Source organism: Bradyrhizobium sp. LB11.1 (genome assembly GCF_040549385.1).
GTDB lineage: Bacteria > Pseudomonadota > Alphaproteobacteria > Rhizobiales > Xanthobacteraceae > Bradyrhizobium.
The window spans coordinates 478,558-502,007 of sequence record NZ_JBEPTH010000001.1; the positions used below are offsets into that span (position 1 = coordinate 478,558).

Sequence of the window (23,450 nt, forward strand, 5' to 3'; positions counted from 1 at the left end):
GTCGCTCAAGCCGTCCAGTCAATTTGCATTCGGGGAAATCACAGTGGCCCTCAAGAACGTCATCGGGATCGACCACGCCGTCGTCATGGTGCAGGACCTCGACAAGGCCGCCGAAAACTACAGGCAGCTCGGCTTCACCCTCTCGCCGCGCGGCACCCACAGTGCGCACATGGGCACCGGCAATTATACCATCATGTTTGACCCGGACTATATGGAGCTGCTCGGCGTGCTCGCTGCGACCGAGCACAATGCGCCGGCCCGCGCCTTCCTCGACAAACGCGGCGAAGGCATCGAGCGCATCGCTTTCACCGCGGTCGATTCCGCGGCCGGTGCCGAGGAGATCCGCGCGCGCGGCCTCACGCCGATCGGTCCAACCGACTTCGAGCGGCCGGTGACGCTGCCGAACGGCACAGTCTCGGCCGCCAAATTCCGCACTTTCATGTGGCCGACCGCGGAAGCGCCAGGCGGCGTGCGCATCTTCGCCTGTCAGCACAAGACCCGTGAGACGGTGTGGCTTCCCGAACTGATGACACACGCCAATGCGGCGAAGCGGATCAGTGAGGTGCTGATCGCAACGCCTGAGCCCGCGAAGGAAGCAGGACATCTGGCACGGCTGATCGATCGCGAGCCGAAGGAAGAGGCCGACGGCGCGGTGGCGGTGACATCGGGCGGCGACCGCGCCGACTTCGTCTATCTGACGCTGGAGCAGCTCGGCAACCGCTATCCCGGCGTGCCGCTCGCAGGCCTCTCCGAGCGCGGCGGCGCAGCGCTGGTGCTCGTCAGCGGCGATCTCGCGGCGACGGAGCAGGCCCTCGGCGCGGCCGCTGTCCGCAGCGGAGCCGCGATCGTCGTGCCTCCAGCCAAAGGCAACGGCACCCTGCTCGCCTTCATTGCCGGCTGATTTGAACCAATTCTTTAACGCGCGTTTACCGGGCGGCTCTAGGATTCCCGGCAATCAAAACCGCCTTGGGGCCACGCGCATGTTCAAAGAGGGATCGCCGATCGCTTACGAAGCGCCGGCCGAACTGAAGAAGTGGCCGTCGCTGAAGGGCGAGAGGCGGAGGGACCGAGGTCCTCCCTATCTCGTCTACAACGGCACGTTGGCGGATTGCGTCCGTGAGCTCATGGGCAAGCCCGTCAAAGGCATCTCGCTCTATGACATCATGACGAAGCCGCAAGCAGCCTTCGAACAGACCGTGTTGTCGCCCGGTGATGCCGCCGAGATCGCGATGCGCAGGGATTTTCCCAAGACGTAAGCGCCGCCTACCCGCCGCAATACCATTTGCAGTCCTGCGCTTTCCCTGCTGTTCCAGTAGGACCGCGGGACCAACGCCGCGTTCCTGCGAGGGAACACCGTACTAACACCGGCCGTCTCGCGGAATCGCAGCTTCGCCGCAATTACGGTTAAGAAGTCCTTGTCACCGGCGCGCCGCTGGTCGTTCCCCACAGTTCGAGGACTTTTACCGAGATGCGATTTCTCGTCGCGGCTTGCGCCGCATTCCTGATTCTGATGTGCGACGTCAGCACGCCGCCGACCTGGCAAGCTTCTAGCTCCGACAACGCAACGCCCAGGGCCGATCGCGCGCCCTCACTGGTTCCCCTCGTTGAACTCTTTCTTGCCAGCGTGCAGACCATCGAGCTCGCCAATGCGCGCGCATCGTACGAAGAGACGATCGAGCCGGCGTCCGCGGTCGAAACTGCCGTGCAGACTCCGGCCTCACCGACTGAACAATTCTGCCGCGCGCTCAAGGAAGCGGCCGAGGAGAGCGGCATTCCGGTGCCGTTCTTCGCCCGCCTGCTCTGGCAGGAGAGCCGTTTTCGTTCCAACGAGGTCAGCCAGGCCGGCGCCCAAGGCGTTGCGCAATTCATGCCGGAGACGGCCGCCGAGGTCGGGCTCGATGATCCCTTCGATGCCATGAAGGCGCTGCCTGCGTCGGCAAGATTCCTGCGCAAGCTCCGCGACGATTTCGGCAATCTCGGCCTGGCCGCGGCCGCCTACAACGCAGGCCCCGGCCGCATCCAGAAATGGCTCGCCAAGGAGAGCGAGCTGCCGCGCGAGACGCGCGACTATGTCCGCATCATCACCGGCACCAAAGCGGAAGACTGGACCGAGCGATCGGAAGCGCTGGCGATCCGGGTCGATCTGCCGCGCGAAGCGCCTTGCGAGGGTGTCGGCAGCCTATCCAAGATCAAGGACGTCGCCTGGGTGCCGGTCAATCTCACGCCATCGACCGCCACCATCATCCGCAAGGCCGAGCAATTGGCAGCGCAGCTCTCGGCAAACCGTGCCCGCAAGCACCTCGTGTCCCTGCTCCGCAAGGGCGCTGTGGCCCGCAGCAAGGCCCGCAGCATGATCGCGGCTCGCGCGAAAGGGCCGAAAGCTCGCGTCATCCGTGTCGCGACGCGCGAGCGTTCCTCGGGCTAGCTTAGACTGGCTTCTCGTCGTCGGTGACCGGCGATGTCACCACCAGGAAGACAAGATCGGTCAGGCCCGAATTCGAGATTGCGTGCTCGACACCGGGCGGCAGGAAGATCACGTCGTGCTTCCGCACGACATGGTTCTTGCCGGCGATCTCCATCAATCCTTCGCCATCGAGCACGTGATAGACCTGCTCCTGCACCTTGTGATGATGCCGCGCTACATGGGCCATCGGCTGGTACATCGAGATGCGGTAGTCGATGCGGCGCGACCCCGCGGTCTCCGGCATCACCAGCGGCTTCGACAGCGCGCCACCAAAATGGTTGGGGAACTCGCGCCAGGGCACTTCCGCAATGTTGCGGATGAAGGCGCCGTTGCTTTCCTCGGTCATGCCAATGCTCCCTAGTTCACCAGCGCGCCGCCATCGACATAGACGATCGAGCCCGTAGCAAAACCGTTGTTCATGAAGCTCGCGATCTGCTGGGCGATGTCCTCCGCCATGCCGACGCGCCCGAGCGGCAGCGCGGCCGCCGTCTTGGCCAGCATCTCCTTCCGCGCAGCCTCCGGCATCGCAGCCCGGATCGGCGTATCGATCACACCCGGCGACACTGCATTCACCCGCACCGGCGCAAGCTCGAGCGCCAGCGCGCGGGCGAGCGATTCCAGCGCACCATTGGCCGCACTGATGATCGCCGAGTTCGGCCTTGGCCGGACGCTGAGGAAGCCGGTCACCGGCGTCAGCGAGCCACCGGGCCGGATCTCGGCCTCACGCGCGACACGCCAGGCGCCCCAGAATTTTCCCTCCATCGTGGCCCGTACATCCTCCATCGCGACGGTCTTGAACGGACCGGTGCGAAGCTGCGCGGCCGTCAGCACGACGTAATCGACTGGGCCGGTCCGCTTGAACAGCTCGGCCACGCTCTGATCGCTGGTGACGTCGGTCGGGATTGCCGTCATCCTTAACCGATCGGCGACCGGATCGAGCTTCGCGGCACTGCGCGAGGCGATGACGACATTCGCGCCCTGTGATTTTGCAAGCTCCGCCGTGGCGAGGCCGATGCCTGAGGAGCCGCCGATCACGACGACCTTCTTGCCTGCGAGCGTCATTCCCATCTCCCGATATTGTGTTGATTGCTTTTGCGAACCACGATCAGCCCGGCTGGAAGCGCGTTCCGATGCCGGCCTTGCTCTGGCCAAGGCCCGGCAGCTCCCAGACGCCGGCGCCGGTGGGATTGACGTCCGCGGCGATATCGACATCGATCAGATAGGGCTTGTTGGCGGCGATGCCCTTACGGATCGCCTCGCCAAGATCGCCAGCGCGGTCGACCCGCACGCCCTCGACGCCGCAGGACCGCGCCATCGCCGCGAAGTCGGGGTTGTAGCGCTGGCCCGTCTCCGGATGCTTGAAGTCGGTCGCAAGCTCGCGCCCGCCGAGATAGCCGCGCTGAAGCCCGCGGATCGAGGCATAGGCGTAATTATTCCAGACCACCCAGACCACGGGCAGATTATACTCGACCGCCGTCCCCAGCACGTTGGCATGCATGAAGAAGGCGCCGTCACCGCAGACCGACACGCAAGGGCGATCAGGCGCGGCGAACTTCGCGCCCATCACGCCGGCGACGCCAAAGCCCATCGGACCAAAACCCATCGAGCCTATCAGCGAATCCGGCCGCTTCGGCTTGCAGAAGCCGAGCAGCCAGTTGTGGTGCACGCCGATGTCGGAGACGAGGATCGCATCCTCCGGCAGCGCCTTATCGATTTCGGCGGCTGCGCGCTGCGGGTTGATCGGCGTGGTGTCGTCGGAGAAGCCGGGCGCCACGAACTTGTCCCACTCCTTGCGATAGCCATCGATCTGCGCCAACCATTTTTTGCGGGCATCCGATTTCTTGAAGAGGTTGTCGCGGCGATCGAGCTCGGCATGCACCTGGCGCAGGAAAGTGCGAACATCGGCCATCAATCCGAGTGCGACCGGATAGTTGCGACCGATCTCCTCGGGGTCGATGTCGACGTGGATCAATCTCGTCGGCGGGATCGTGAAGGAATAGCCGGGGATCCAAGAACTCGAGGTGCGGTCGTCGAAACGGACGCCGAGCGCAAGCAGGACATCGGCCTGACGCGTTGCGTGATTGGCTTGATAGTGCCCGGCGCGCGCGACGAGGCCGAGCGCCAGCGGATGATTGACGTCGAGCGCGCCGAGGCCGCTCGCGGACGCGGCCACGGGAATCTGAAGCCGTTCAGCAAGCTTGCGCAGCTCCTCCGCTGCGCCGCCATAGCGCACGCCCTGCCCGACCAGCATCACCGGCCGCTCGGCCGCGAGCAGCATGTCGACCGCCTTCTCGACGCCCTCGGGATCGGCACCACAGCGGCTGGAAATATTGGCGCTCCACTCGATCGCCTTTGGTGCTTCTTCGGCCGCCGATTCCATGAAGACGTCGAACGGCACATCGATCACAACAGGCCCCGGCCTTCCGGTGACCATGGTCTTCCAGGCCTGCCGCACCGCGAGCGGCACCATCTCGCCGCGCGTCGGCTGGAACACCTTCTTGCACATCGTTCGCACGGTGGAGGGGAAGTCGGCTCGGCAGTTTCTGGGGCGTGGTCATCGCCGCCCTCCTCGTCGGTGTCGTGCGTGGCATCGCCATTCACTTCGAGCCCGCCGCCGGCGAGGCCTCGATCTACATCCTGATGTTCGTGGTGCTGCTGGTACGCCCGCGTGGCCTGCTCGGCGAACGCATCGAGAAATTCGAATGAGGAACGCCTCGACCATCGACCGGCTGAGGCCCCTGCTGATCGCAGGCGTGGCGGTCATCGCATTGCCCTGCCTGCTGCGCGCGCTGGGCCTGTCGCTCAATACCGGCACCTGGATGCTTGGACTAGCCATCGCGGCGATGGGGCTCAACCTCTGCATCGGTTACACCGGCCTCGTCTCGTTCGGCCACAGCGCCTGGTTTGGCATCGGCGCCTACGCGGCGGGGCTGATCCAGCTGCGCTTCTTTCCCGGCGAGATCTGGGTGCCGCTGCTGGGATCGATGGCCGTCGTCGCGATCGCATCGGCCGTCATCGGCATTCTGATCCTGCGCCGGCGCGGCGTGTACTTCTCGCTGCTGACGCTGGCGCTGGCAGCCCTCGTCTACACCACCGCCTTCCGCTGGACGAACCTGACCGGCGGCGAGGACGGACTTGGCGGACTGAAGCGCGGTGGCATCGGCCCCGTGAACTTCGACGGTGCTCTCAATTACTACATCGCGGTCGCGGCGATCGGGCTTGCCGTCCTCTATGTGCTGATGCGTCTGGTGCGCTCGCCGTTCGGGCATGTGCTGGTGGCGATCCGCGAAAACCAGCTGCGCGCAAGCTTCCAGGGCTATCCGGTCGAGCGCTACAAGCTCGCTGTGTTCGTGATCTCCGCCGTCGTCACCGGCCTTGCCGGCGCGCTGATCGCGTTCCTGAATTATCTCGTCTCGGCCGAAGCCGTCTCGGTGCCGTTCGCCGGCGAGCTGCGGGCGATGGTCGTGATCGGCGGCATGCGCAGCCTGCTCGGCCCCGCGCTCGGTGCCGTCTTCTTCATCCTGTTCCGCGAGCTGTTCTCGATCTGGACGTCGGACTGGCTGTTCTGGTTCGGCCTCACCTTCGTGGCCTTCGTGATGTATTCGCCCGGCGGCCTCGTCGGCATCGGTTCGCTGGTCATGCGGCGCCTGCGTCCGCCCGCGGAAGAGACGGCGGCGATGAGCCGGCGCAAGATCTATGACCGCTTGCCACTGCCGGACTTTTTGCGGCCGGAGGCGTTGAGCGGCACGGTGCTGGAAGTCAGTGCCGTCTCTCGAAAGTTCGGCGGTATCCGCGCGGTGGAGAATGCGAGCCTCAAAGTCGCCGCCGGCGAGATCCACGCGCTGATCGGGCCGAACGGCGCCGGCAAGACCACCATGTTCAATCTGGTCTCCGGCCTCTACGCGCCAGACCAGGGCACGATCCGTCTTCGAGGGCGCGACATCGCAGGTGTGCCCGCCAACCTGATCTGCCATCAGGGGCTGGCGCGTTCGTTCCAGATCACCAATCTGTTCCGCGGGCTCACGATCTACGAGAATTTGCGCCTGTCGCTGCAAGCGCGGCGGGCCATGCGCTTCAACATCTGGAACGACATCGACGCGTACAATGAGATCCACACCGAGACGGCCGCGCTGGTCAAATTTCTCGGGCTCGAAGGCATCGAGGAAATCCAGGGCGGCGAGCTCTCCTATGGCGGGCAGCGGCTGGTCGATCTCGGCATCGCGCTGGGATCGAAACCGCAGGTGCTGCTGCTCGACGAGCCGCTCGCCGGCCTTGCCGCGGCCGAACGCGAGCGGGTGTCGAACCTGGTCAAGAACATCGCGAGCAACATTCCCGTGCTGATCGTCGAGCACGACATCGACCGCGTGCTCGGATTCTCACAGGTGGTCACCGTGATGAACCAGGGCGAGGTGCTGATGTCCGACTGCCCCGGCGCCGTGCGGGCCGATTTGCGGGTGCAGGAGATCTATACTGGCAAGGGCATTCCCGCCGTCGAGCACCGGCGCAGTGACGAGGCATCCGGTGCGCACGAAACTGTGCTGCGGCTCGACGGCGTCAACACGTTCTACGGCAAGAGCCACATCCTCAACGACGCGGCGCTCGATGTGCGTGAGGGCGAGATCGTTGCGCTGCTTGGGCGCAACGGCGCGGGCAAGTCGACGCTGCTGAAGACCATCGCGGGTCTCGTGCCGGCAGCCTCAGGCAGCATCGCCTATCGCGGCGATGATATCGCAGGCCTGCCCGCGCCCGACATCGCGCGCCGCGGCATCGGCTATGTGCCGCAGGGCCGCGGGCTGTTCGCCGGCATGACGGTGCGCGAAAACCTCGCGCTCGGGCGGCTTGCCCGCAAGACCGACGGCAGCGACGGCGTGGTCTGGCACGAGGAGCAGATCCTGCAATACTTCCCGCGCCTGAAGGAGCGGATGACCGTCGCGGCCGACTATCTCTCCGGCGGCGAGCAGCAGATGGTCGCGGTGGCCCGCGCCATGTCCGGCAATGTACGCCTGCTGCTGCTCGACGAGCCGTTCGAAGGGCTCGCGCCGGCGGTGACGCTGGAGCTGTTCAGGGTATTCGACCAGCTCCGCCGCGACATGTCGATCGTGATCGTCGAGCACAATCTCGATCTCGTGCTGGCGCTTGCCGACCGCGCCTTCGCGCTGGAGCGCGGCGCCGTGTTCCACCAGGGACCGGCGGCGCCGCTCCTGAACGATCTCGGCTATCGCAAGCAGATCCTCTGGCTGTAGATCCTACTCCGTCTCAGGTGAACGCCACCATCCACATAAAAATTGCGAAAACAACCCCATGCACAGTAGCCGGCCCCGGTCGGAACAACGCCTTGCGGAGAGACGACTTCCGTAATCCCGAAATTACGTTTGACACGTCGGGCAAAACAGGAGCACGATGGCATCATCGCGATTTCGGCCCGTGTTCAAGCCTCGCCCGATCATGGGTGCGCTCGATCCCTGGCCACGCGAAAACGCCTCATCAACATCTGAAAAATCTCAACCGCCGCGCAGCAGGCACGCGATCGGATTCGCGCGCCGCGAACTCTCGCGCCTGCGCCGGCAAAGGACACATCGCATGACGACACTTCCGACACTAACCGAGACGATGCCCATCGCGCCGACCGATTGTGCCCCCATCATCGCAAGCCCGAAAGTCAAACTCCGCCGCCGGCGCATCGTGATCGACCATCCCGACCCCAAAACCGGCGAGCTGCTGCTGGCCGAGGCGCTTGGCGCCGTCGACCGCGACGCGCTGCATGGCATCTTGAGCCAGCTGGTGAAAGCCAGCGTAGTTGCTCTGAGGCCGGACCAGGGCAATCTCTCCTTCATGGTCTCGATGCTGAAGAGCATTGCGCCAAAGGATTCGCTCGAATCCATGCTGGCGACGCAGATGGTGAGCATCCACGTCGCATCGATGCGCTGCGCCTGCCGTCTCGCCTGCACGGACGACGTGCCGCAGCAGGAGAGCCTCACACGCGCCCTGACCCGGCTGGCCCGCACCTACGCAGCCCAGATGGAGGCACTGAACCGTCATCGCAGCAACGGCGCGTGCGCGATCACGGTGCAGAATCTGTCGGTGCAGGATGGCGGCAAGGCCGTCGTCGGCCATTTCACGCAGCATGCGAATCTGGTCGCTGCGCAGCCTTGAGCCACGCCCGCAACACCGGCCCGATGAAAGCGAGCGCGCGCTGCGGCGCGCAAACGCGCAACGATGGAACATGTCGTGCGCCGGCGCTGCGTGGAAAGACGCGCTGCCGCATGCACGGGGGCGCATGGGGATCCGGCGCGCCATTCGGGAACGGTAATGCCATCAAGAACGGATTCTTCACCAGGGAGGCGGTCGACGAGCGACAGTTTGTTCGCGCCGTGCTGATTGAAGCTGAGAATCTGCTGCGCCAGTTGCCTGCAGATTCCATAAGCAATCGGCAACCCATGCGAGAGCGGAACCCAACGCACCACGCCGGGAACGGACTCGCCCCTTCGCACTTAACAAATGATACGAAATGAGGTGCAACCATGGGCCAGTCGAAGCCGCATCGCCCGACCGCAATCGTCGTCGAGGATGACGACATTCAACACGAGATGCTCGCGCTGCTGCTCGAAGAGCGCAATTTCGAGGTTCTGCAGTGCGAGGATGCGGAGACCGCGGCTCTGGCACTGAAAGCACGGCATCCGTCCCTGATGGTCACCGATATCAATCTGGTTGGGAAAATGGATGGCGTCGATCTCGCTCACTTCGCCCGTCAGCAAAACGCCAATGTGCGGATCATCGTGATCTCGGGTCGCCCGCTTCCCCGTCCGCTGCCGGCTGGCGCAACGTTCTTCATCTAGCCGGTCTACCCGACGGAGCTGCTCAGGGAAGCGGCGCATTAGTCGAGGTTTGTTGGGCGATCGCATTTGGGAGCGGCTTCCCCGCGGCCATCCTTCGAGACGCCCGCTTTGGCGGGCTCCTCAGGATGAGGACAAAGTGCGCGGCAGCAATTTCTGTTGGCAGAAATCCCGCTAAGCCTCATCCTGAGGAGACCGCAGAGCGGGCGTCTCGAAGGACGAGGCGCTTGCTCAGGCGCCGCCGGATCGAGGCCGACGGCGCGCATGTGCTGGTCGGCCGCAAACATTCCGGGGCGGGAACGTGATGCGGCCGCGACTTCGCTTCATCTCAAACTGCGAGCGAAGAAACCGATCACCGGAGCCGAGAGCCGACGCCGCTCCAGGGCGGGGGGCGTCTGCTCAGCACCAATAGCGTGGGTCCATTGCTCCGCTGCAAACCTCCGGTCTACCCCTCTGGACCGACATGTAGCGGCATCGCGTCAACGGTCGCTCAGGGCCAGGAGCGTCGGTCTTGCGCTCGACTGCAAACTGGCGGTCTATCCCTCTGCACCGACATGTGGCTGCACCGCTTGAACGGAAGCGATGGGCCAACGGCTAATGATTCATGCGCTCGTGATTGGCGAAAGGGCTCCCGCCTTCGATGGGACGGAGAACGGTTGCGCCGCGATCGATGACACCAAGATAATTGCCACACTCGCGATAGCTATTCCAGCAAATGTGTCCACGAAATAGTGCCCTCCGACCAAAGGCGTAGCGATCAACATCGTTGCGCTCATCATGAACGCCCAGGGGCGCATCCACCAAACGCCCCACCATGCCCATAAGGCGAGGACAGCTGCTGCGGCGTGGAAACTGGGGAATGTAACGACTCCGCCAATCTGCGAGATGTTGAGGACATGCAGGTTGAGCCACTCCTGATGAGGGGCAAGCGCTCAAGCTGGATCAAATAGCCACTCGCTTTGAAACCCGCGAACTCCGTTGGTAAATTGTACAGCTGATACGTGCCGATAGCGGGCATGAGTGCGGATAAGAAAGAGACAACGAAAATCGTGATAAGGGTCGCCAGCGTGAAGCTTTGAAGCCGCACATAGTTCTTGGTGAGACCAAGAACTATCGGAACACCGAAGGGAGGGAGTGCGAGCGCCAGATAAGCCAGATAAAAGTATGGCAGGAGCTCTGGCCGGGATACCATGAATCTGTAGTAGGCGGCCCAGTCCATTCCGAGCATTTTATCCCAATGGTCGAGCGCTTGGTCTTGCAGCGGCAAATTCACCGACGCTGCAATGTAGGTCAGCATAGCTCCAAGCAACGCCAGGAAGCCTAGCTGAGCTACGGACAGGGCGATGAATGCAAGCCGAAAACAATTTCGCCAGAGCAAGAAGTGACCGGCTGCGACCAGAGCCGCAGAAAACGACAACCCGCCCCATGCCGCCTGATCGAGTTCTAAGGAGAAGCCGGCTATGGGATGGATTACGCCATCGAAGAGTGCAAGTACTGCGAGGGCGATCCAATTAAGTCGATAAAGGCGAAAAGCATCTTCGCGAATTGCAGGCTCGACGGACATTTGCTTCCACTGTTTTTGTTGTGGAGCGTTGTTAGAGTGGAACAACTTAAAAGAAGCTTTGCGTCCATTCGCACCGGTAGGGCGAATCTATCTTTAATTGAAGTCGGGGTTCCGCTCTCGCTGCGAATGGAACCCTCTATTGCGGGTTGATGCAGTCGGAATCTGTTCGCGGAGGGGGGTTTTCGTAGAAGAAACGCGCCTCAAGCGATGCGCTGCCGCTGCAATGCGGATCGCAAACGAAAATGCTGCTGCCGCATCTCGCTGAACAGGGCGCGTCGTTCTGCCGCAGCCCTGATGCGAAAGTCCCTCACAAGTTGAGAGGGATCTTTGGCTTTTGACAGACGAGCGTTCGCGTATTCGTGGCGTATGCGGTACGGCTTATACGTGCATAGTAATATTGTTCCCGCACTAGTTTATGCAACCTTAACTAGTGTGGGGGTAGTTCTGCGGGTGTAAATTGGAAATTCGACTATGCGTCCCGCAAGAGTGCCTGTTGCGCTAACACCTGTTTTTGAGGGCGGCCGCGGCCATCAGCTCGATCAACAAGCAGGCATCACCAATTCTCTACGTCGTGCGCAGGCAGCAGACATTTCCTCTGCGCGGTTGGAACCGCTACTGCACTCTGGCGATGATGAAGTTGCGACGGCATGGGCGTTGCTTGAATTTAACTGGCGGCTTTTGGCGAGCATCGCCGGCGTCGTGGTGGCTTGGCTCCTCGCTACGCGATTCTATATCGAGCCATCGGGATACATCGCCGCTTTCGCACTGGCTGCGCTTTACTGGTGGGTTGGAGTGCGAAACGCCCGGTCCCGGACGCAAGCAAACCCAAGAGTGTTTCTCTCTCTTATCGCGCTGGCGCAGACGACGTTTGCCGTTCCAGTCCTGCTGACGTTGACCTATGTGGCGACCTCCATCTGCTTTCCGCTGCAAGATGCACGATTGCTGGGCTGGGACCGTGCACTTGGGTTCGATTTCAGAAGCTTTCTCGATTTCATAAACGGTCACTCGGAACTGATACCCGTCCTCGCTCGGTCATACACCTCAATCACCCTGCAGATGATCCTGGTGGTGCTTTTGCTCCCCTTGACCGGGTGCTATCGGCGAGGTGCGGAGGCAGTATGCGCGTACATTCTTGCTCTCTTCGCAACGACGTGTATCTCGGCCTTTGTCCCGGCTATCGGCGTCTACCATGCGCTTGGTCTGCAGGCCTCAGATTTTCCCCACTTCGAACCTACCAGCTACTACGACACCTTGCGCGACGCACCGCTGATCCGCTCCGGCATTCTCCAGGAATTGCATTTGCAGCGGCTCGTGGGCGTGCTTACTTTTCCGAGCTTCCATGCGGCTTCTGCAATCCTCTACATGTGGTCCTTCTGGCCGTTGCGATGGGTTAGACTGGTCGCCGTTCCTTGGAACGCCGTGATGATCATCGCAACCCCGTTGGGCGGAGGTCACTGTCTGGTCGATGTCCTTGCTGGCATCGTAGTGGCGGCGGCGGTAATTGCCGTAACGACAGTCATCAGCCACGCGTGCATTTCTCTCGATCTCGGCAATGCGCCGGTCGACATCGTCGACTTCGAGATAGCTCAACCAGTGCGGCGGATCGCCGTCGGGAACGATTCCGCGCATGTCGAGGATGCCCGCGACCGGCTTGCCCTCCGCCTTGGCGATCCAGTAGGTGCGGTCCCGGTCCGGCATCGGCATGCCCTCGAACGTCCAGCCGACTGTCGCGGCATAGAATGCCTTGGCCGCCTCGACATCCCGCGTGTAGAGCTCATTCCAAACGAAAATTCCGTGAGTCATGGCGTCCTCCGTCTCATTGGGCTTGACCGGCGCCGCCAGCGAAACCGGCCTGGACCCAACTCGGCAGCGCCCACCCAGAGGACGAACGAGGCCTTGTAAGCCCGACAACGGGTGTCAACCTTGCCCTTCGCCCAGGCATGACAAAGGTAACGGCGCTCTTCGGCTGGGGGCCAGAAGGGGACATGCCCGGGTCGCAACGCGTACGTCAGCGTTGCTTTATAGAAGCGGGCTTTGCTCGCGTTCTTTGCGAAGTGGGGCAGGTACGGCAGGGCCAAGCGGATCGTGCGCGAGCGGCGATGCCTGCGGCGTCAGGATCTCGAATGTTCGTTCCTGGTGTATTGGCGGCGTCGCCAGCAAGCGACGGGCGATGGCCATGAAAAACAGCAATAGACTGACGGCAGCCATAAAATAGAACAGGCCATTGATGCCAAAGTACGCCATCACAATTGTGCCGATCAACGGACCAAGGACCGAGCCCAACCCGCTGACCAATATGAGCTGCCCGCTCACTGCAACAACCTGATCGGCTGGCATTTGGTCATGTGCGTTGGCGACGCAGACCGGGTAAAGGGTCGACATGAAACCGCCGAGCAGGGCGGCGGCGGTCAAGATCACCGGACGAGAGTGCGGCAAATTGACCACCGCGATTGCGGTGGCCGCAAAGCCGAGGCTCAGCATCGATAACACGACGCGCCGATCGAACCGATCCGAGAACCTGCCGATCGGGACCTGGAACGCAAGCCCGCCGAGCACGGCGATGAGCATGAAGATCGCAATCGTCTCGCGTGCGATGTCCTCATCCTGCATCCACGCAGGAACAAGCGAATAGAAACTGGCGCTGACGAGCCCGCTCACGATGCAGCCGACTACAGCGACGGGCGCCGCACGCGGCAATCGGCCGAACGGCAGGGATGTGGCGGCGGCCGCGCGGGGCGGTTCGGCCCGTGTCGTGCTCACGATGACGAGCGCCACGGCGAACAGGACGGCGATCCCATTGAAGGGTTCCGCCGTTTCAACCTTGGCCTTGCCGATGAGGAGCTGCCCCAGCGCAAGAGCGAGGAACGTGCCCAGCATGTAGACCGAGAATATCCGCCCGCGCTCTCTTGGATCCGCCTTCGCGTTGAGCCAACTCTCTGTGGTGATGAAAAGGCCAGAGCAGCCAAAACCGATGATCGCCCGCAGGACCAACCAAGCCAGCGGCTCAGGCAGCAGCGGCATTGTCGCGGTCGCAGCGACGACCATTCCTGCGAAAGCGGCATAGGCGCGAATGTGTCCGACCCGTCCGATAATCCGTTCGCAGCGCAATGCGCCCAATGTGAAGCCGGCAAAATAGCTGCTGAGCACCAGACCAGATGTGGTCGCCCCGAAGTCCGCCATGGCGACACGCAAAGATATGAATGTGCCGAAGAACCCGTTGGCGAGCTGTATGATGCTCGTCGCAAGGATCAGCACTCCGATCTGCGCTCGCAGCGACTTCGATTGCATGGGCCATCTCCCTTGCAACGACCCGATGATTTACCAGGCGGGCGTGAAACCCGACGAGCCACCCAGGCCAATTGCCCCCGTTGTGAAATGAACCTCGATTGCAGATCACAGCGGCAACGACTTGAGCGTCACAGCAAAATTTGGTCCTTGAATGTCCGCCTCGGGTCAATCGCGGGCTCGGATTGTCTGCAAACCTGGAGCCTGGAGTTCATCGATCGAGGGGAACCCAAGCGCCATTCGCCGCGGATGATCTCACCGCAGCGTCAATGAACTTCATGCCGGCGAGCCCATCATGCACAGTTGGGTAGATCACCGCCGGATCGGGTTTGACGCCGGCTGTGGCGGCGCGAATCGCGCGTGCTGCTTCGGCATAGATGGTCGCAAATCCTTCGAGGTAGCCTTCGGGATGACCTGATGGTACGCGGCTGACGCGGCCGGCGTCCGGTAACGCACCGGCGCCTCCGCGGGTCAGCAGCTGTTTCGGCTGGCCGTAGGGCGTGAACCAGAGATAGTTTGGATCGCACTGTGCCCATTCGAGGCCGCCCCTGGTGCCGTGGACGCGCAGCTTCAATCCATTCTCATTGCCAACCGCGACCTGGCTCGCCCACAGCATGCCCTTGGCGCCACCCTTCCACCTCAGAAGGATCTGGACATCGTCGTCAAGCAGCCGACCCGGCACGAACGTCGACAGCTGGGCGAGCAGCTCGTCGAGCTCGAGCCCGCTGACGAAGCAGGCGAGATGATATGCATGGGTTCCAATGTCGCCGATGCAGCCGCCGGCGCCGGAGCGGGCCGGATCGGTCCGCCACGCTGCCTGTTTCTGGCCTGTGGCCTCCAGCCGCTCCGTCAACCAGTCCTGTAGATATTCGGCCTGGACAAGCCTGATCTCGCCGAGATCGCCGTTTGCCACCATGGCACGGGCCTGGCGGATCATCGGATAGCCCGCATAGTTATGCGTGACGACGAAGACCTTGCCGGTCTTCTTCACCAGCGCCGCCAGTTCCTCAGCTTCCGTGACAGTCGTCGTCAGCGGCTTGTCACAGATCACATGGATGCCGGCTTCGAGGAAGGCCTTTGCCACCGGACCATGCATGTGATTGGGGGTGACGATCGAGACCGCCTCGATGCCGTCGGCACGGGCGGCTTCCGCTCTTGCCATCTCTTCGTAGCCGCCATACGCGCGGTCCGCCGCGATTCCGAGCTCCTTCGCTGAAGCCATGGCGCGAGCAGGCTCCGAAGCGAGCGCACCAGCCACGAGTTCGAACTGGTCATCGATCCGGGCCGCGATGCGATGGACCCCGCCGATGAAAGCCCCCTGGCCGCCGCCGACCATGCCGAGCCGGATACGGCGGTGCCCCCCGGTCTCATTGCCTGCTTCGATTGCCATGTTGCCTCGCTCAGGAGATGCCCAGCATCTTGCGGTTCATCTTGGCGTCGGTGCCGACGCCGGCGAAATCGTCGAAGGCCTTTTCGGTGACCCGGATGATATGGCTTCTGATGAACTCGGCACCCTCGCGCGCACCGTCCTCCGGATGCTTCAGCGCGCATTCCCATTCGAGCACCGCCCAACTGTCGTAATCATACTGCGTCAGCTTCGAGAACACCGCACCGAAATCGATTTGCCCGTCCCCCGGTGAGCGAAAGCGACCGGCCCGATTCACCCAGCTCTGGAACCCGCCATAGACGCCCTGTCGGCCGGTCGGGTTGAACTCGGCGTCCTTGACGTGGAAGGCCTTGATACGATCGTGGTAGATGTCGATGTAGTCGAGATAGTCGAGCTGCTGCAACACGAAGTGCGAGGGGTCGTAGAGCAGGTTCGCGCGCCGATGATTGTTCACCCTTTCGAGGAACATCTCGTAGGAGACGCCGTCGTGGAGATCTTCGCCGGGGTGAATCTCGTAGGCGAGATCGACGCCGTGCTCGTCCGCATCGTCGAGGATCGGCCGCCATCGCCTGGCAAGTTCGTCGAAGGCCTCCTCGACGAGGCCGGGTGGACGTTGCGGCCACGGATAGATATAGGGCCAGGCGAGTGCGCCCGAGAAGGTCGCGTGCGCCGTGAGCCCAAGGCGCTTTGAGGCGCGGATCGCGCACTTGACCTGGTCAACGGCCCATTCGGTGCGCGCTTTCGGATTGCCTCGCACTTCAGGCGCGGCGAAGCCGTCGAACACGGCGTCGTAGGCCGGATGAACGGCGACGAGCTGGCCCTGGAGATGGGTCGAAAGCTCTGTGATCGCGAGACCATGACCGGCGGCGACGCCCTTCACCTCATCGACGTAATCCTGCGAGTCTGCCGCCTTCTTGAGATCGAACAACCGCCCATCCCAGCTGGGTATCTGGACGCCCTTGTAGCCGAGCGAGGCGGCCCATTTGCAGATCGAATCGAAGGAATTGAACGGCGCAGCGTCGGCTGCGAACTGAGCGAGGAAAATCGCCGGTCCCTTGATCATCTTCATCGAATGATTCCTTCTGACCTGGTTTCGCGCGGCGGCCCAAGAGACGGTACGACGCTATTTGCCGAGTGCCGCGGCGACCTGGCCGACCAGCTCCTCCGCCAGCATGTGATAGCCCTCTGGCGTGAGATGCTGCCCATCGGGTTGATGCGGGAGTCCGTGCAGCATCCCATTCGAAAGCATGACAACCTTGATTCCCATCGCGCCCAGCCTGCTCTGGATGGCAGGCGTGTTGTCAGCGGCCAGCTTTCTCCGGTCGTTTCCGCCGGGTTGAAGGATCACAACGCTCGTTCCCTTCGGAACCACTCGATCCAATCGGCCCAGCATGCCCCCCGTCGTGTCACCATTGACGCCGGCATTGATGACACGGACGTCAAGACCCTTCGCACGGAGAAGCGTTTCAAGCTGTGCGGGATAGGACTGGCTACGCGATACGCCCTTGCCAAAAGTGTTGCTGGCTCCAAGGGCCACCACGGTTGCCGCGTGGGCGGAGCCAAGCGCGGAGAACAGCCCGAATGCACCAAGAAGAATGATCTGTCCGAGCTTTGCGATCATTTTGCGCTCCCCGATCGGCTTGATAGGCCCGCCCCATGCTTATCACCGATTATTCCATCGCGGGTATGCCAAACCAGAGGCGCTGCCCGCTACCGGCCCAAAACCAGATCTCGTAGGGAACGGAAGAGGCGGCGCTGTGCCACCACGTCCGACAGGCCATGCACGATCGCTGGCCCTCCCGCCATTGGCACCCTCCCCTCAATCGTGTAACCCGGCCAAAACCCTTGCTAAAATCCTTGCCGGGACGGGACGCTGATGAGTGCGGTTGCCAATGATGAGGCGGGACATGGCACCCGCGCGCTGATCTTTGCGCTGGTCGCGCTGGCCTGCGGGCACATGCTGTCGACCTTGCTGCGTACGATCCCTGCGCTCAGCCTCGATCTGATGGCAGCGGATTTCCACGTGCAGCCGCAGGCGCTGGCGAGCCTGACCTCGGTCTATCATTTTGCTTTCGCGGCCTCGCAGATCCCGGTCGGCGCGGCGATGGATCGCTTTGGCGTGCGGCCGGTGTCGCTGAGCCTGCTTGCAGGCACCATCGTCGGCGCGATCGCGTCGGGCTTTGCGACGGGGCCTGAGAGTTTTGTCTTCGGCCAGTTGCTGCTGGGCATCGCCACTTCGGGCATGCTGATGTGCCCGATGACGCTCGCAGCCAAGCAATTATCGGCGGCGCGCTTCGGGCTGTGGTCGGGCGCGATCCTCTCGATCGGCAACATCGGCATGCTGCTGTCGTCGAGCCCGCTCGCCTTCGTGGTCGATCAATACGGCTGGCGCGCCGGCTTCTGGATCGCAGCAGCCGGCGGCGTCGTGGTGGCGCTCGCGGTGCTCGCGCTGGTGCCGAACCAGCAGGCGGAGCACAAGGACGAGTCTTCGCCGCTGTCGCAGATGATCGAGGTGGTCAGGCTCGGCCTGTCACGGCCGCTGCGCGGGCTGATCGCACTGGCGATGGTGTCGCTGGCGACCTCGCTCGTGCTGCGCGGATTGTGGGGCGGGCCGTGGCTGATGGACGTCAAGGGATTGACGCGGGTCGAGGCCGGCAACCAGCTCGGCGCCTATACGCTGGCAATGATCGCGGGCCCGCTGCTGATGGGCATGATCGACCGCAAGGTCGGCCGCCGCCGCGAATTGGTCGCCGGCGCGCATGCGGTCTCGGCACTGCTGGTGGTGCTGATGGCGCTCGGCGCGCCTCATTATGCAGTCGCATGGCTGTTCGGCGTGCCGGTGATGCCGCCGCAATATGACCTCGTGCTGTTCGTGCTGATCGGGCTTGCGACGTCGGCCCAGCCGCTGCTGTTCGGCATGTGCCGGCAGCTGGTCGACGCGCAGACCGCGGGCAAGGCGCTGGCGGCGGTGAACCTCGCCTTCTTCCTCGGCACCGCCCTGATGCAGTCGATCACGGGTGCGGTGGCGGCGTTCGCAGGGCTGCCGGCGGTGCTGCTGTTCATGGCGGCTGCACTGCTCGTGGGGGTGATGATCTTTTTGACTTACACCTCGACGAATTCGTAGGATGGGTAGAGCGAAGCGAAACCCATCGTTCTTGCCGGGAAGTGATGGGTTTCGCTGCGCTCTACCCATCCTACGCGTGAAGGAAAGAACTCCATGCCTGTCGACACCAAAGCCGCCACCGACCGCCTCATGCGCTTCCTCGCCGTCGAAGGCGTCACCGGACAGGAGGCGGCGATCGGGCGTGAGCTCACCGCGGCGCTGAAGGAGAGCAGCGTGCCGGCCAAGGCAATCCGGCTCGACGACGCCAACACCCGCATTCCCGTGCCGACCGAGACCGGCAACCTCATCGTCGACCTGCCCGGCCGCGGCGCGCTGCACAACCAGCCGCGCATCATGTTCATGACCCACATGGACACCGTGCCGCTCTGCGCCGGCGCCAAGCCGAAGAAATCCGGCCGCAAAATCGTCAACTCCGCCAAGACCGCGCTCGGCGGCGACAATCGCTGCGGCTGCGGCGTGCTGGTGACGCTGGCCGCTGAACTCGCCAAGCAGAAGCTCGACCATCCGCCGATTACGCTGCTGTTCTGCGTGCGCGAGGAGAGCGGGCTCTACGGCGCGCGCCACGTCAAGCTCGACGAGCTCGGCTCGCCCACGATGGCCTTCAACTATGATGGCGGCTCGGCCTCCAACGTCGTGATCGGCGCCGTCGGTGCGGATCGCTGGAACGTCGAGATTTTTGGCCGCGCCTCGCATGCCGGCGTGGCGCCCGAGCGCGGCATCTCCTCGACCATGATCATGGCGCTCGCGCTTGCCGAGGTGAAGGCCGGCGGCTGGTTCGGCAAGGTGGTGAAGGGCAAGAGCCAAGGCACCAGCAATGTCGGCCCCGTCACCGGCGGCGAAGGCCGCCCCGCGGGCGACGCCACCAATGTCGTCACCGACTACGTCCATGTGCGCGGCGAAAGCCGCAGCCATGACGGAAAGTTCTTCAAGGAGATCACCAAGGCCTACAAGGCCGCATTCGAGAAGGCCGCCAAGAAGGTGACGAATGCGCAGGGCAAGTCCGGCAAGATCAAGTTCAAGGCCGAGACCGACTATTATCCGTTCCGCATGAAGGACAGCCAGCCCGTCATCAAGCGCGCGGTGGAAGCGGTGTCCGCGGTCGGCGGCACCCCGAACGTCCGCACCGCCAATGGCGGCCTCGACGCGAACTGGATGGTGCGGCACGGCGTTCCGACCGTGACGTTTGGTGCCGGCCAGAACGAGGCGCACACGATCGACGAGTGGATCAATCTCGACGAATACGATCGTGCCTGCGCGCTGGCGCTGCAGCTCGCGACGATGCGGTGAGCTGCCTTGCGCGGCCGACGGTTGCCTGACGGCGTCCGTCGACCTAGCCTGCAAAGAAAACACAGGGAGGCTACATGCCGCGCATTTCAACCGTCGAATCCGCACTCTACCGGATCCCCCTCCCCGTCACGCTGTCCGACTCGACCCACGGCGAGATCGCGGCGTTCGAGCTGATCACCTGCCGCATCCGCGATGCAGATGGCGCCGAGGGCGTCGGCTACACCTATACTGTCGGGCGCAATGGCGGCGCGACCGCCGATATCCTCAAGCGCGAGATTCCGCCGCTGGTTGAGGGACGCGAGGCTGACGACACTGAGGCGGTCTGGCATCACGTCTGGTGGGGCCTGCATTATGGCGGGCGCGGCGGGCCTGCGGTGCTGGCGCTGTCCGCGCTCGATATTGCGCTGTGGGACCTGAAGGCGCGGCGCGCGAAATTGCCGCTGTACCGGCTGCTCGGCGGCTTCGATGCGCGCGTGCCGTGCTATGCCGGCGGCATCGACCTCGATCTCTCGGTCGAGGCGTTGCTCAAGCAGACCGACGGCAATCTCGCCAAGGGCTTTCGCGCCATCAAGATGAAGGTCGGCCGGCCCGATCTCAAATCCGACGTCGCACGCGTCGCGGCGATGCGGCAGCATCTCGGCGACGGCTTTCCGCTGATGGCGGATGCCAACATGAAATGGACGGTGGAAGAAGCGATCCGCGCCGCCCGCGCGTTCGTGCCCTCCGACCTGACCTGGCTGGAAGAACCGATCATTCCCGACGACGTCGCGGGCCATGCGCGCATCCTGCAGGCCGGTGGTGTGCCGATCGCGGCGGGCGAGAATCTGCGCTCGCTGTGGGAGTTCAAGAACTACATCGTATCAGGCGCGGTGTCCTATCCCGAGCCCGACGTCACCAATTGCGGCGGCGTGTCGAGCTTCATGAAGATCGCGCGGCTGGCGGAGGCCTTCAATCTGCCCGTCACCAGCCACGGCGCGCACGACATCACCGTGCATCTGCTCGCGGCCTGCCCCAACCGCTCCTATCTGGAAGCCCACGGCTTCGGGCTCGATACATATATCGAGCATCCGCTGGTGCTCGAGGACGGCAAGGCGCTGGCGCCGGACCGCCCGGGCCACGGCATCAGTTTTGACTGGAACGGGCTGGCGAAGCTCGCGGGGTAGAAGGGCGCGGCCGCAGGTGCGCCCCCCCTCTCCCGCTTGCGGGAGAGGGTTGGGGAGAGGGTGTCTCCACAGTGAGACCCCCAATGACGATCGAGCCCTCTCCCGGCCTCTCCCGCAAGCGGGAGAGGTGAAGCGGAGCGCGCGGCTCGGTTGGTCTGCCCCAGCAATCATCGAACGCGTTGATGCACGCGAGGCATTCCAAGGCATTGGATGCAGGCAGCAAATATTCAGTTATGCTGCCCGCAGCCATCATCATTCGAGAGAGCCGCGCCTTGACCCCCGAGCTGCACCAGAAACTGACCGCGTGGCGCCAGCATCTGCATACCCACCCCGAGCTCTCCTTGCAGGAAAACGCGACTGCCGCCTTCGTGCAGGAAAAACTCACCGAGCTCGGCATTCCCTTCGTGTCAGGCATCGGCGGCCACGGCGTGGTCGCGACGCTGACGCGCGGGTCTGCGCAAAGCCGCGTCGGCCTGCGCGCCGACATGGACGCGCTGCCGATCACCGAGGATACCGGGCTTAGCTACGCCTCGAAAAATCCCGGCGTGATGCATGCCTGCGGACATGACGGGCACACCGCCTCGCTGCTCGGCGCGGCGGCGCTGCTGGCGGCGGATACCGACTGGTGCGGCACCGTCGATTTCATCTTCCAGCCGGCCGAGGAGGGCTTTGGCGGCTCGCGCGCGATGGTCGCGGCCGGGCTGTTCGAGCGCTTCCCGATGGACCGGGTGTTCGGCTTTCACAACTGGCCGGGCCTCGAGGCCGGCACCATCGCGGTCCATGACGGCGTGGTGATGGCCTCCGGCGGACGCGTCACCATCACCATCGAGGGCCATGCGGGGCACGCCGGCATGCCGCATCTGACGCGCGATCCGGTGATGGCGGCCGGCCATCTGATCGTCGCGCTGCAATCGATCGTGTCGCGCGGCGTCGATCCGCTCGACACCGCCGTGCTCTCGCTGTGCATGATCGAAGGCGGCACCGCGCCCAACCAAATCGCGGGCAAGGTCGTGATCCGCGGCACGCTGCGGCATCACCGCAATGACGTGAAGGACATCATCCTGGCGCGGATCGGGGAGATCTGCGCCGGCATCGCCACCAGCTTCGACGTCAAGGTCACGCCCGACATCGTCATGGGCGTCGGTGTAACCACCAACACGCCGGAAGAAGCCGGCTTCGCGCGCATGGCCGCGGACAAGGTGCGGGCGCCGGTGCGGCGCAATCTTGCGCCGAGCATGGCCGGCGAAGATTTTGCGTTCTACCTCCACCACCGCCCCGGCGCCTTTGTCTGGATCGGCAACGGCGAATTGCGTGACGGCGCCGAGCTGCACGGCCCGCGCTACAATTTCAACGACGCGATCCTCCCCGTCGCATCCAGCTGGATGGCCGAAGTCGCCAAGACGGCGCTGTCGGCGAACTGACCGGGACAGCGCGGCGCTGCGGCCGGACGCGATCGCGCAATTTCAGCGCGACAGGTTCCGTCCGGCAACCATCTGAACAGGTAGCGGCAATGCGGATCGCGGGACGCACTGGCCCGCGAGCTCGCGCGCGTGCGCTTGACGCACGGCGCGGGGGCAGGTCTAAACTCTCTCAACAACAAATGTTTGCATTCCGAACATCGGCGCGGGACGCGGTGTTGTAAGCCCGCTTTTGCCCGACGGCTTAGCCGCTCCGATGAAGCGAGCACTACAATCCCGGTGATCTCGCCGCCCAAGCCTTGGTGGCCTGGCAGCTTTCCATCGCCCGAACGTAGGCAGGGCGTGCCGTCGTGCGGGCAAGATAGTCCCGCTCGGTAGAACCCGGGACGTAGTTGCCAGTTCGCACGCCGAGCAGGAGGGCGTAGCTCACCGAGATATCGGCAGCAGTGAATCGGTCGCCGGCGAGATAGGGGCAATCCGCGAGGCGGCGGATAACCAACGCCAGCCGGCTCTCGAAGGTCTCGAGCGCCCAGCGCGTAACCCGGGCATTTCGCTCGGCTTCGGGCGCCAGTTCGCGACCGACAAAGACGGCGTTCATCGGCCCGGCCAGCCCGGCCTCACCCAAGTGGAGAAATTGCAGATAGGAAGCGAAGGCGGGATCGTCCGGGGCAACGGCTAGTGAACCTGAGCCGTGGCGCGCGAGCAGGTACTCAAGAATCGCGATCGATTCGACCATGACCGTCTCGCCGTCCTGCAGCGCGGGAATGAAGCCGGCGGGGTTGATCGCGAGGAAATCGCGATCATTCTCGACTGCGAGCAGGTCGACCGGGCGCAGCCGATAAGCCAATCCCAATTCCTCGAGCAGCCAAACAACACGGAAGCCACGACCTTCGCCATAGACGGTGAGCATAGTTAAGCGTTCCTG

At 63.6% G+C, this 23,450-nt stretch carries 22 protein-coding genes and 2 pseudogenes; 13 read left to right on the top strand and 11 right to left on the bottom strand.

Annotated elements, in window-relative coordinates; translation table 11 throughout:
* Positions 1–43 precede the first annotated feature (43 nt).
* From ABIA96_RS02105 to ABIA96_RS02115, 3 genes are all read left to right on the top strand, one after another.
* The gene (locus tag ABIA96_RS02105) at positions 44–901 is read left to right on the top strand and encodes a VOC family protein (protein WP_354135350.1); all 858 of its coding nucleotides are present in this window, start codon (positions 44–46) and stop codon (positions 899–901) included.
* Positions 902–980: 79 nt separating this feature from the next.
* The gene (locus ABIA96_RS02110) at positions 981–1,256 is read left to right on the top strand and encodes a hypothetical protein (protein ID WP_354135351.1); all 276 of its coding nucleotides are present in this window, start codon (positions 981–983) and stop codon (positions 1,254–1,256) included.
* 212 nt (positions 1,257–1,468) lie between these two features.
* Positions 1,469–2,425 (top strand): lytic transglycosylase domain-containing protein, encoded by a 957-nt coding sequence (locus tag ABIA96_RS02115; RefSeq protein WP_354135352.1) that lies wholly within the window; start codon positions 1,469–1,471, stop codon positions 2,423–2,425.
* Between the two features lies 1 nt (position 2,426).
* On the opposite strand, the gene ABIA96_RS02120 is transcribed toward ABIA96_RS02115, so the two are convergent.
* From ABIA96_RS02120 to ABIA96_RS02130, 3 genes are read right to left on the bottom strand one after another with little or no spacing between them, the layout of a single operon-like run.
* Positions 2,427–2,810 carry a cupin domain-containing protein gene (locus ABIA96_RS02120; protein ID WP_354135353.1) on the bottom strand — a complete coding sequence of 128 codons (384 nt, stop codon included), beginning with the start codon at positions 2,808–2,810 and terminating at the stop codon, positions 2,427–2,429.
* A gap of 11 nt (positions 2,811–2,821) precedes the next feature.
* The gene (locus tag ABIA96_RS02125) at positions 2,822–3,526 is read right to left on the bottom strand and encodes an SDR family oxidoreductase (RefSeq protein ID WP_354135354.1); all 705 of its coding nucleotides are present in this window, start codon (positions 3,524–3,526) and stop codon (positions 2,822–2,824) included.
* Positions 3,527–3,569: 43 nt separating this feature from the next.
* Positions 3,570–4,970: a thiamine pyrophosphate-binding protein gene (locus ABIA96_RS02130; protein ID WP_354135355.1), complete on the bottom strand. Its 1,401-nt coding sequence runs from the start codon at positions 4,968–4,970 to the stop codon at positions 3,570–3,572.
* A gap of 44 nt (positions 4,971–5,014) precedes the next feature.
* Here ABIA96_RS02130 and ABIA96_RS02135 point away from each other — a divergent pair, with 44 nt between their 5' ends.
* The 5 genes from ABIA96_RS02135 to ABIA96_RS02155 all read left to right on the top strand — a co-directional run bounded on the left by ABIA96_RS02135 (position 5,015) and on the right by ABIA96_RS02155 (position 9,300).
* Positions 5,015–5,170: a hypothetical protein gene (locus ABIA96_RS02135; protein ID WP_354135356.1), complete on the top strand. Its 156-nt coding sequence runs from the start codon at positions 5,015–5,017 to the stop codon at positions 5,168–5,170.
* Positions 5,167–7,707 carry a branched-chain amino acid ABC transporter ATP-binding protein/permease gene (locus ABIA96_RS02140; RefSeq protein WP_354135357.1) on the top strand — a complete coding sequence of 847 codons (2,541 nt, stop codon included), beginning with the start codon at positions 5,167–5,169 and terminating at the stop codon, positions 7,705–7,707. Before ABIA96_RS02135 ends, ABIA96_RS02140 begins: the two co-directional genes overlap by 4 nt.
* 337 nt (positions 7,708–8,044) lie before the next feature.
* Positions 8,045–8,617: a hypothetical protein gene (locus ABIA96_RS02145; RefSeq protein ID WP_354135358.1), complete on the top strand. Its 573-nt coding sequence runs from the start codon at positions 8,045–8,047 to the stop codon at positions 8,615–8,617.
* A 23-nt stretch (positions 8,618–8,640) separates the two neighbouring features.
* On the top strand, positions 8,641–8,976 hold the full coding sequence (locus tag ABIA96_RS02150) for an HGGxSTG domain-containing protein (RefSeq protein WP_354135708.1): 336 nt from the start codon (positions 8,641–8,643) through the stop codon (positions 8,974–8,976).
* 9 nt (positions 8,977–8,985) lie between these two features.
* Complete coding sequence (locus tag ABIA96_RS02155; RefSeq protein ID WP_354135359.1) at positions 8,986–9,300, top strand: response regulator; 315 nt, start codon at positions 8,986–8,988, stop codon at positions 9,298–9,300.
* Positions 9,301–9,899: 599 nt separating this feature from the next.
* Here ABIA96_RS02155 and ABIA96_RS02160 read toward each other — a convergent pair.
* On the bottom strand, positions 9,900–10,184 hold the full coding sequence (locus tag ABIA96_RS02160; RefSeq protein WP_354135709.1) for a phosphatase PAP2 family protein: 285 nt from the start codon (positions 10,182–10,184) through the stop codon (positions 9,900–9,902).
* Positions 10,073–10,861 (bottom strand): phosphatase PAP2 family protein, encoded by a 789-nt coding sequence (locus tag ABIA96_RS02165; protein WP_354135360.1) that lies wholly within the window; start codon positions 10,859–10,861, stop codon positions 10,073–10,075. The genes ABIA96_RS02160 and ABIA96_RS02165 overlap by 112 nt, the downstream gene beginning before the upstream one ends.
* A 471-nt stretch (positions 10,862–11,332) precedes the next feature.
* Here ABIA96_RS02165 and ABIA96_RS02170 point away from each other — a divergent pair.
* Positions 11,333–12,355: pseudogene (locus ABIA96_RS02170) on the top strand (phosphatase PAP2 family protein); the annotation flags it as partial.
* Positions 12,356–12,595: 240 nt separating this feature from the next.
* On the opposite strand, the pseudogene ABIA96_RS36615 reads toward ABIA96_RS02170, so the two are convergent.
* The 5 genes and pseudogenes from ABIA96_RS36615 to ABIA96_RS02190 all read right to left on the bottom strand — a co-directional run.
* Positions 12,596–12,664: pseudogene (locus ABIA96_RS36615) on the bottom strand (VOC family protein); the annotation flags it as partial.
* Between the two features lie 216 nt (positions 12,665–12,880).
* Complete coding sequence (locus tag ABIA96_RS02175) at positions 12,881–14,149, bottom strand: MFS transporter (RefSeq protein ID WP_354135362.1); 1,269 nt, start codon at positions 14,147–14,149, stop codon at positions 12,881–12,883.
* A 208-nt stretch (positions 14,150–14,357) separates the two neighbouring features.
* A complete protein-coding gene (locus tag ABIA96_RS02180) occupies positions 14,358–15,536 on the bottom strand; it encodes a Gfo/Idh/MocA family protein (protein ID WP_354135363.1) in 1,179 nt (392 codons plus the stop codon).
* A 10-nt stretch (positions 15,537–15,546) separates the two neighbouring features.
* A complete protein-coding gene (locus tag ABIA96_RS02185; protein ID WP_354135364.1) occupies positions 15,547–16,602 on the bottom strand; it encodes a sugar phosphate isomerase/epimerase family protein in 1,056 nt (351 codons plus the stop codon).
* Between the two features lie 54 nt (positions 16,603–16,656).
* The gene (locus tag ABIA96_RS02190; RefSeq protein WP_354135365.1) at positions 16,657–17,154 is read right to left on the bottom strand and encodes a GDSL-type esterase/lipase family protein; all 498 of its coding nucleotides are present in this window, start codon (positions 17,152–17,154) and stop codon (positions 16,657–16,659) included.
* 255 nt (positions 17,155–17,409) lie between these two features.
* On the opposite strand from ABIA96_RS02190, the gene ABIA96_RS02195 reads away from it, so the two are divergent.
* From ABIA96_RS02195 to ABIA96_RS02210, 4 genes are all read left to right on the top strand, one after another.
* Positions 17,410–18,657 (top strand): MFS transporter, encoded by a 1,248-nt coding sequence (locus tag ABIA96_RS02195; protein ID WP_354135366.1) that lies wholly within the window; start codon positions 17,410–17,412, stop codon positions 18,655–18,657.
* A 93-nt stretch (positions 18,658–18,750) separates the two neighbouring features.
* Complete coding sequence (locus tag ABIA96_RS02200) at positions 18,751–19,944, top strand: M20/M25/M40 family metallo-hydrolase (RefSeq protein ID WP_354135367.1); 1,194 nt, start codon at positions 18,751–18,753, stop codon at positions 19,942–19,944.
* A 74-nt stretch (positions 19,945–20,018) separates the two neighbouring features.
* Positions 20,019–21,107 (top strand): mandelate racemase/muconate lactonizing enzyme family protein, encoded by a 1,089-nt coding sequence (locus ABIA96_RS02205; RefSeq protein WP_354135368.1) that lies wholly within the window; start codon positions 20,019–20,021, stop codon positions 21,105–21,107.
* Positions 21,108–21,379: 272 nt separating this feature from the next.
* Entirely contained in the window at positions 21,380–22,528 is a 1,149-nt protein-coding gene (locus ABIA96_RS02210; RefSeq protein WP_354135369.1) for an amidohydrolase, read from the top strand.
* 265 nt (positions 22,529–22,793) lie between these two features.
* Here the strand turns inward: ABIA96_RS02210 and ABIA96_RS02215 are convergent, their stop codons facing one another.
* The gene (locus ABIA96_RS02215) at positions 22,794–23,435 is read right to left on the bottom strand and encodes a glutathione S-transferase family protein (protein WP_354135370.1); all 642 of its coding nucleotides are present in this window, start codon (positions 23,433–23,435) and stop codon (positions 22,794–22,796) included.
* Between the last annotated feature and the right edge of the window lie 15 nt (positions 23,436–23,450).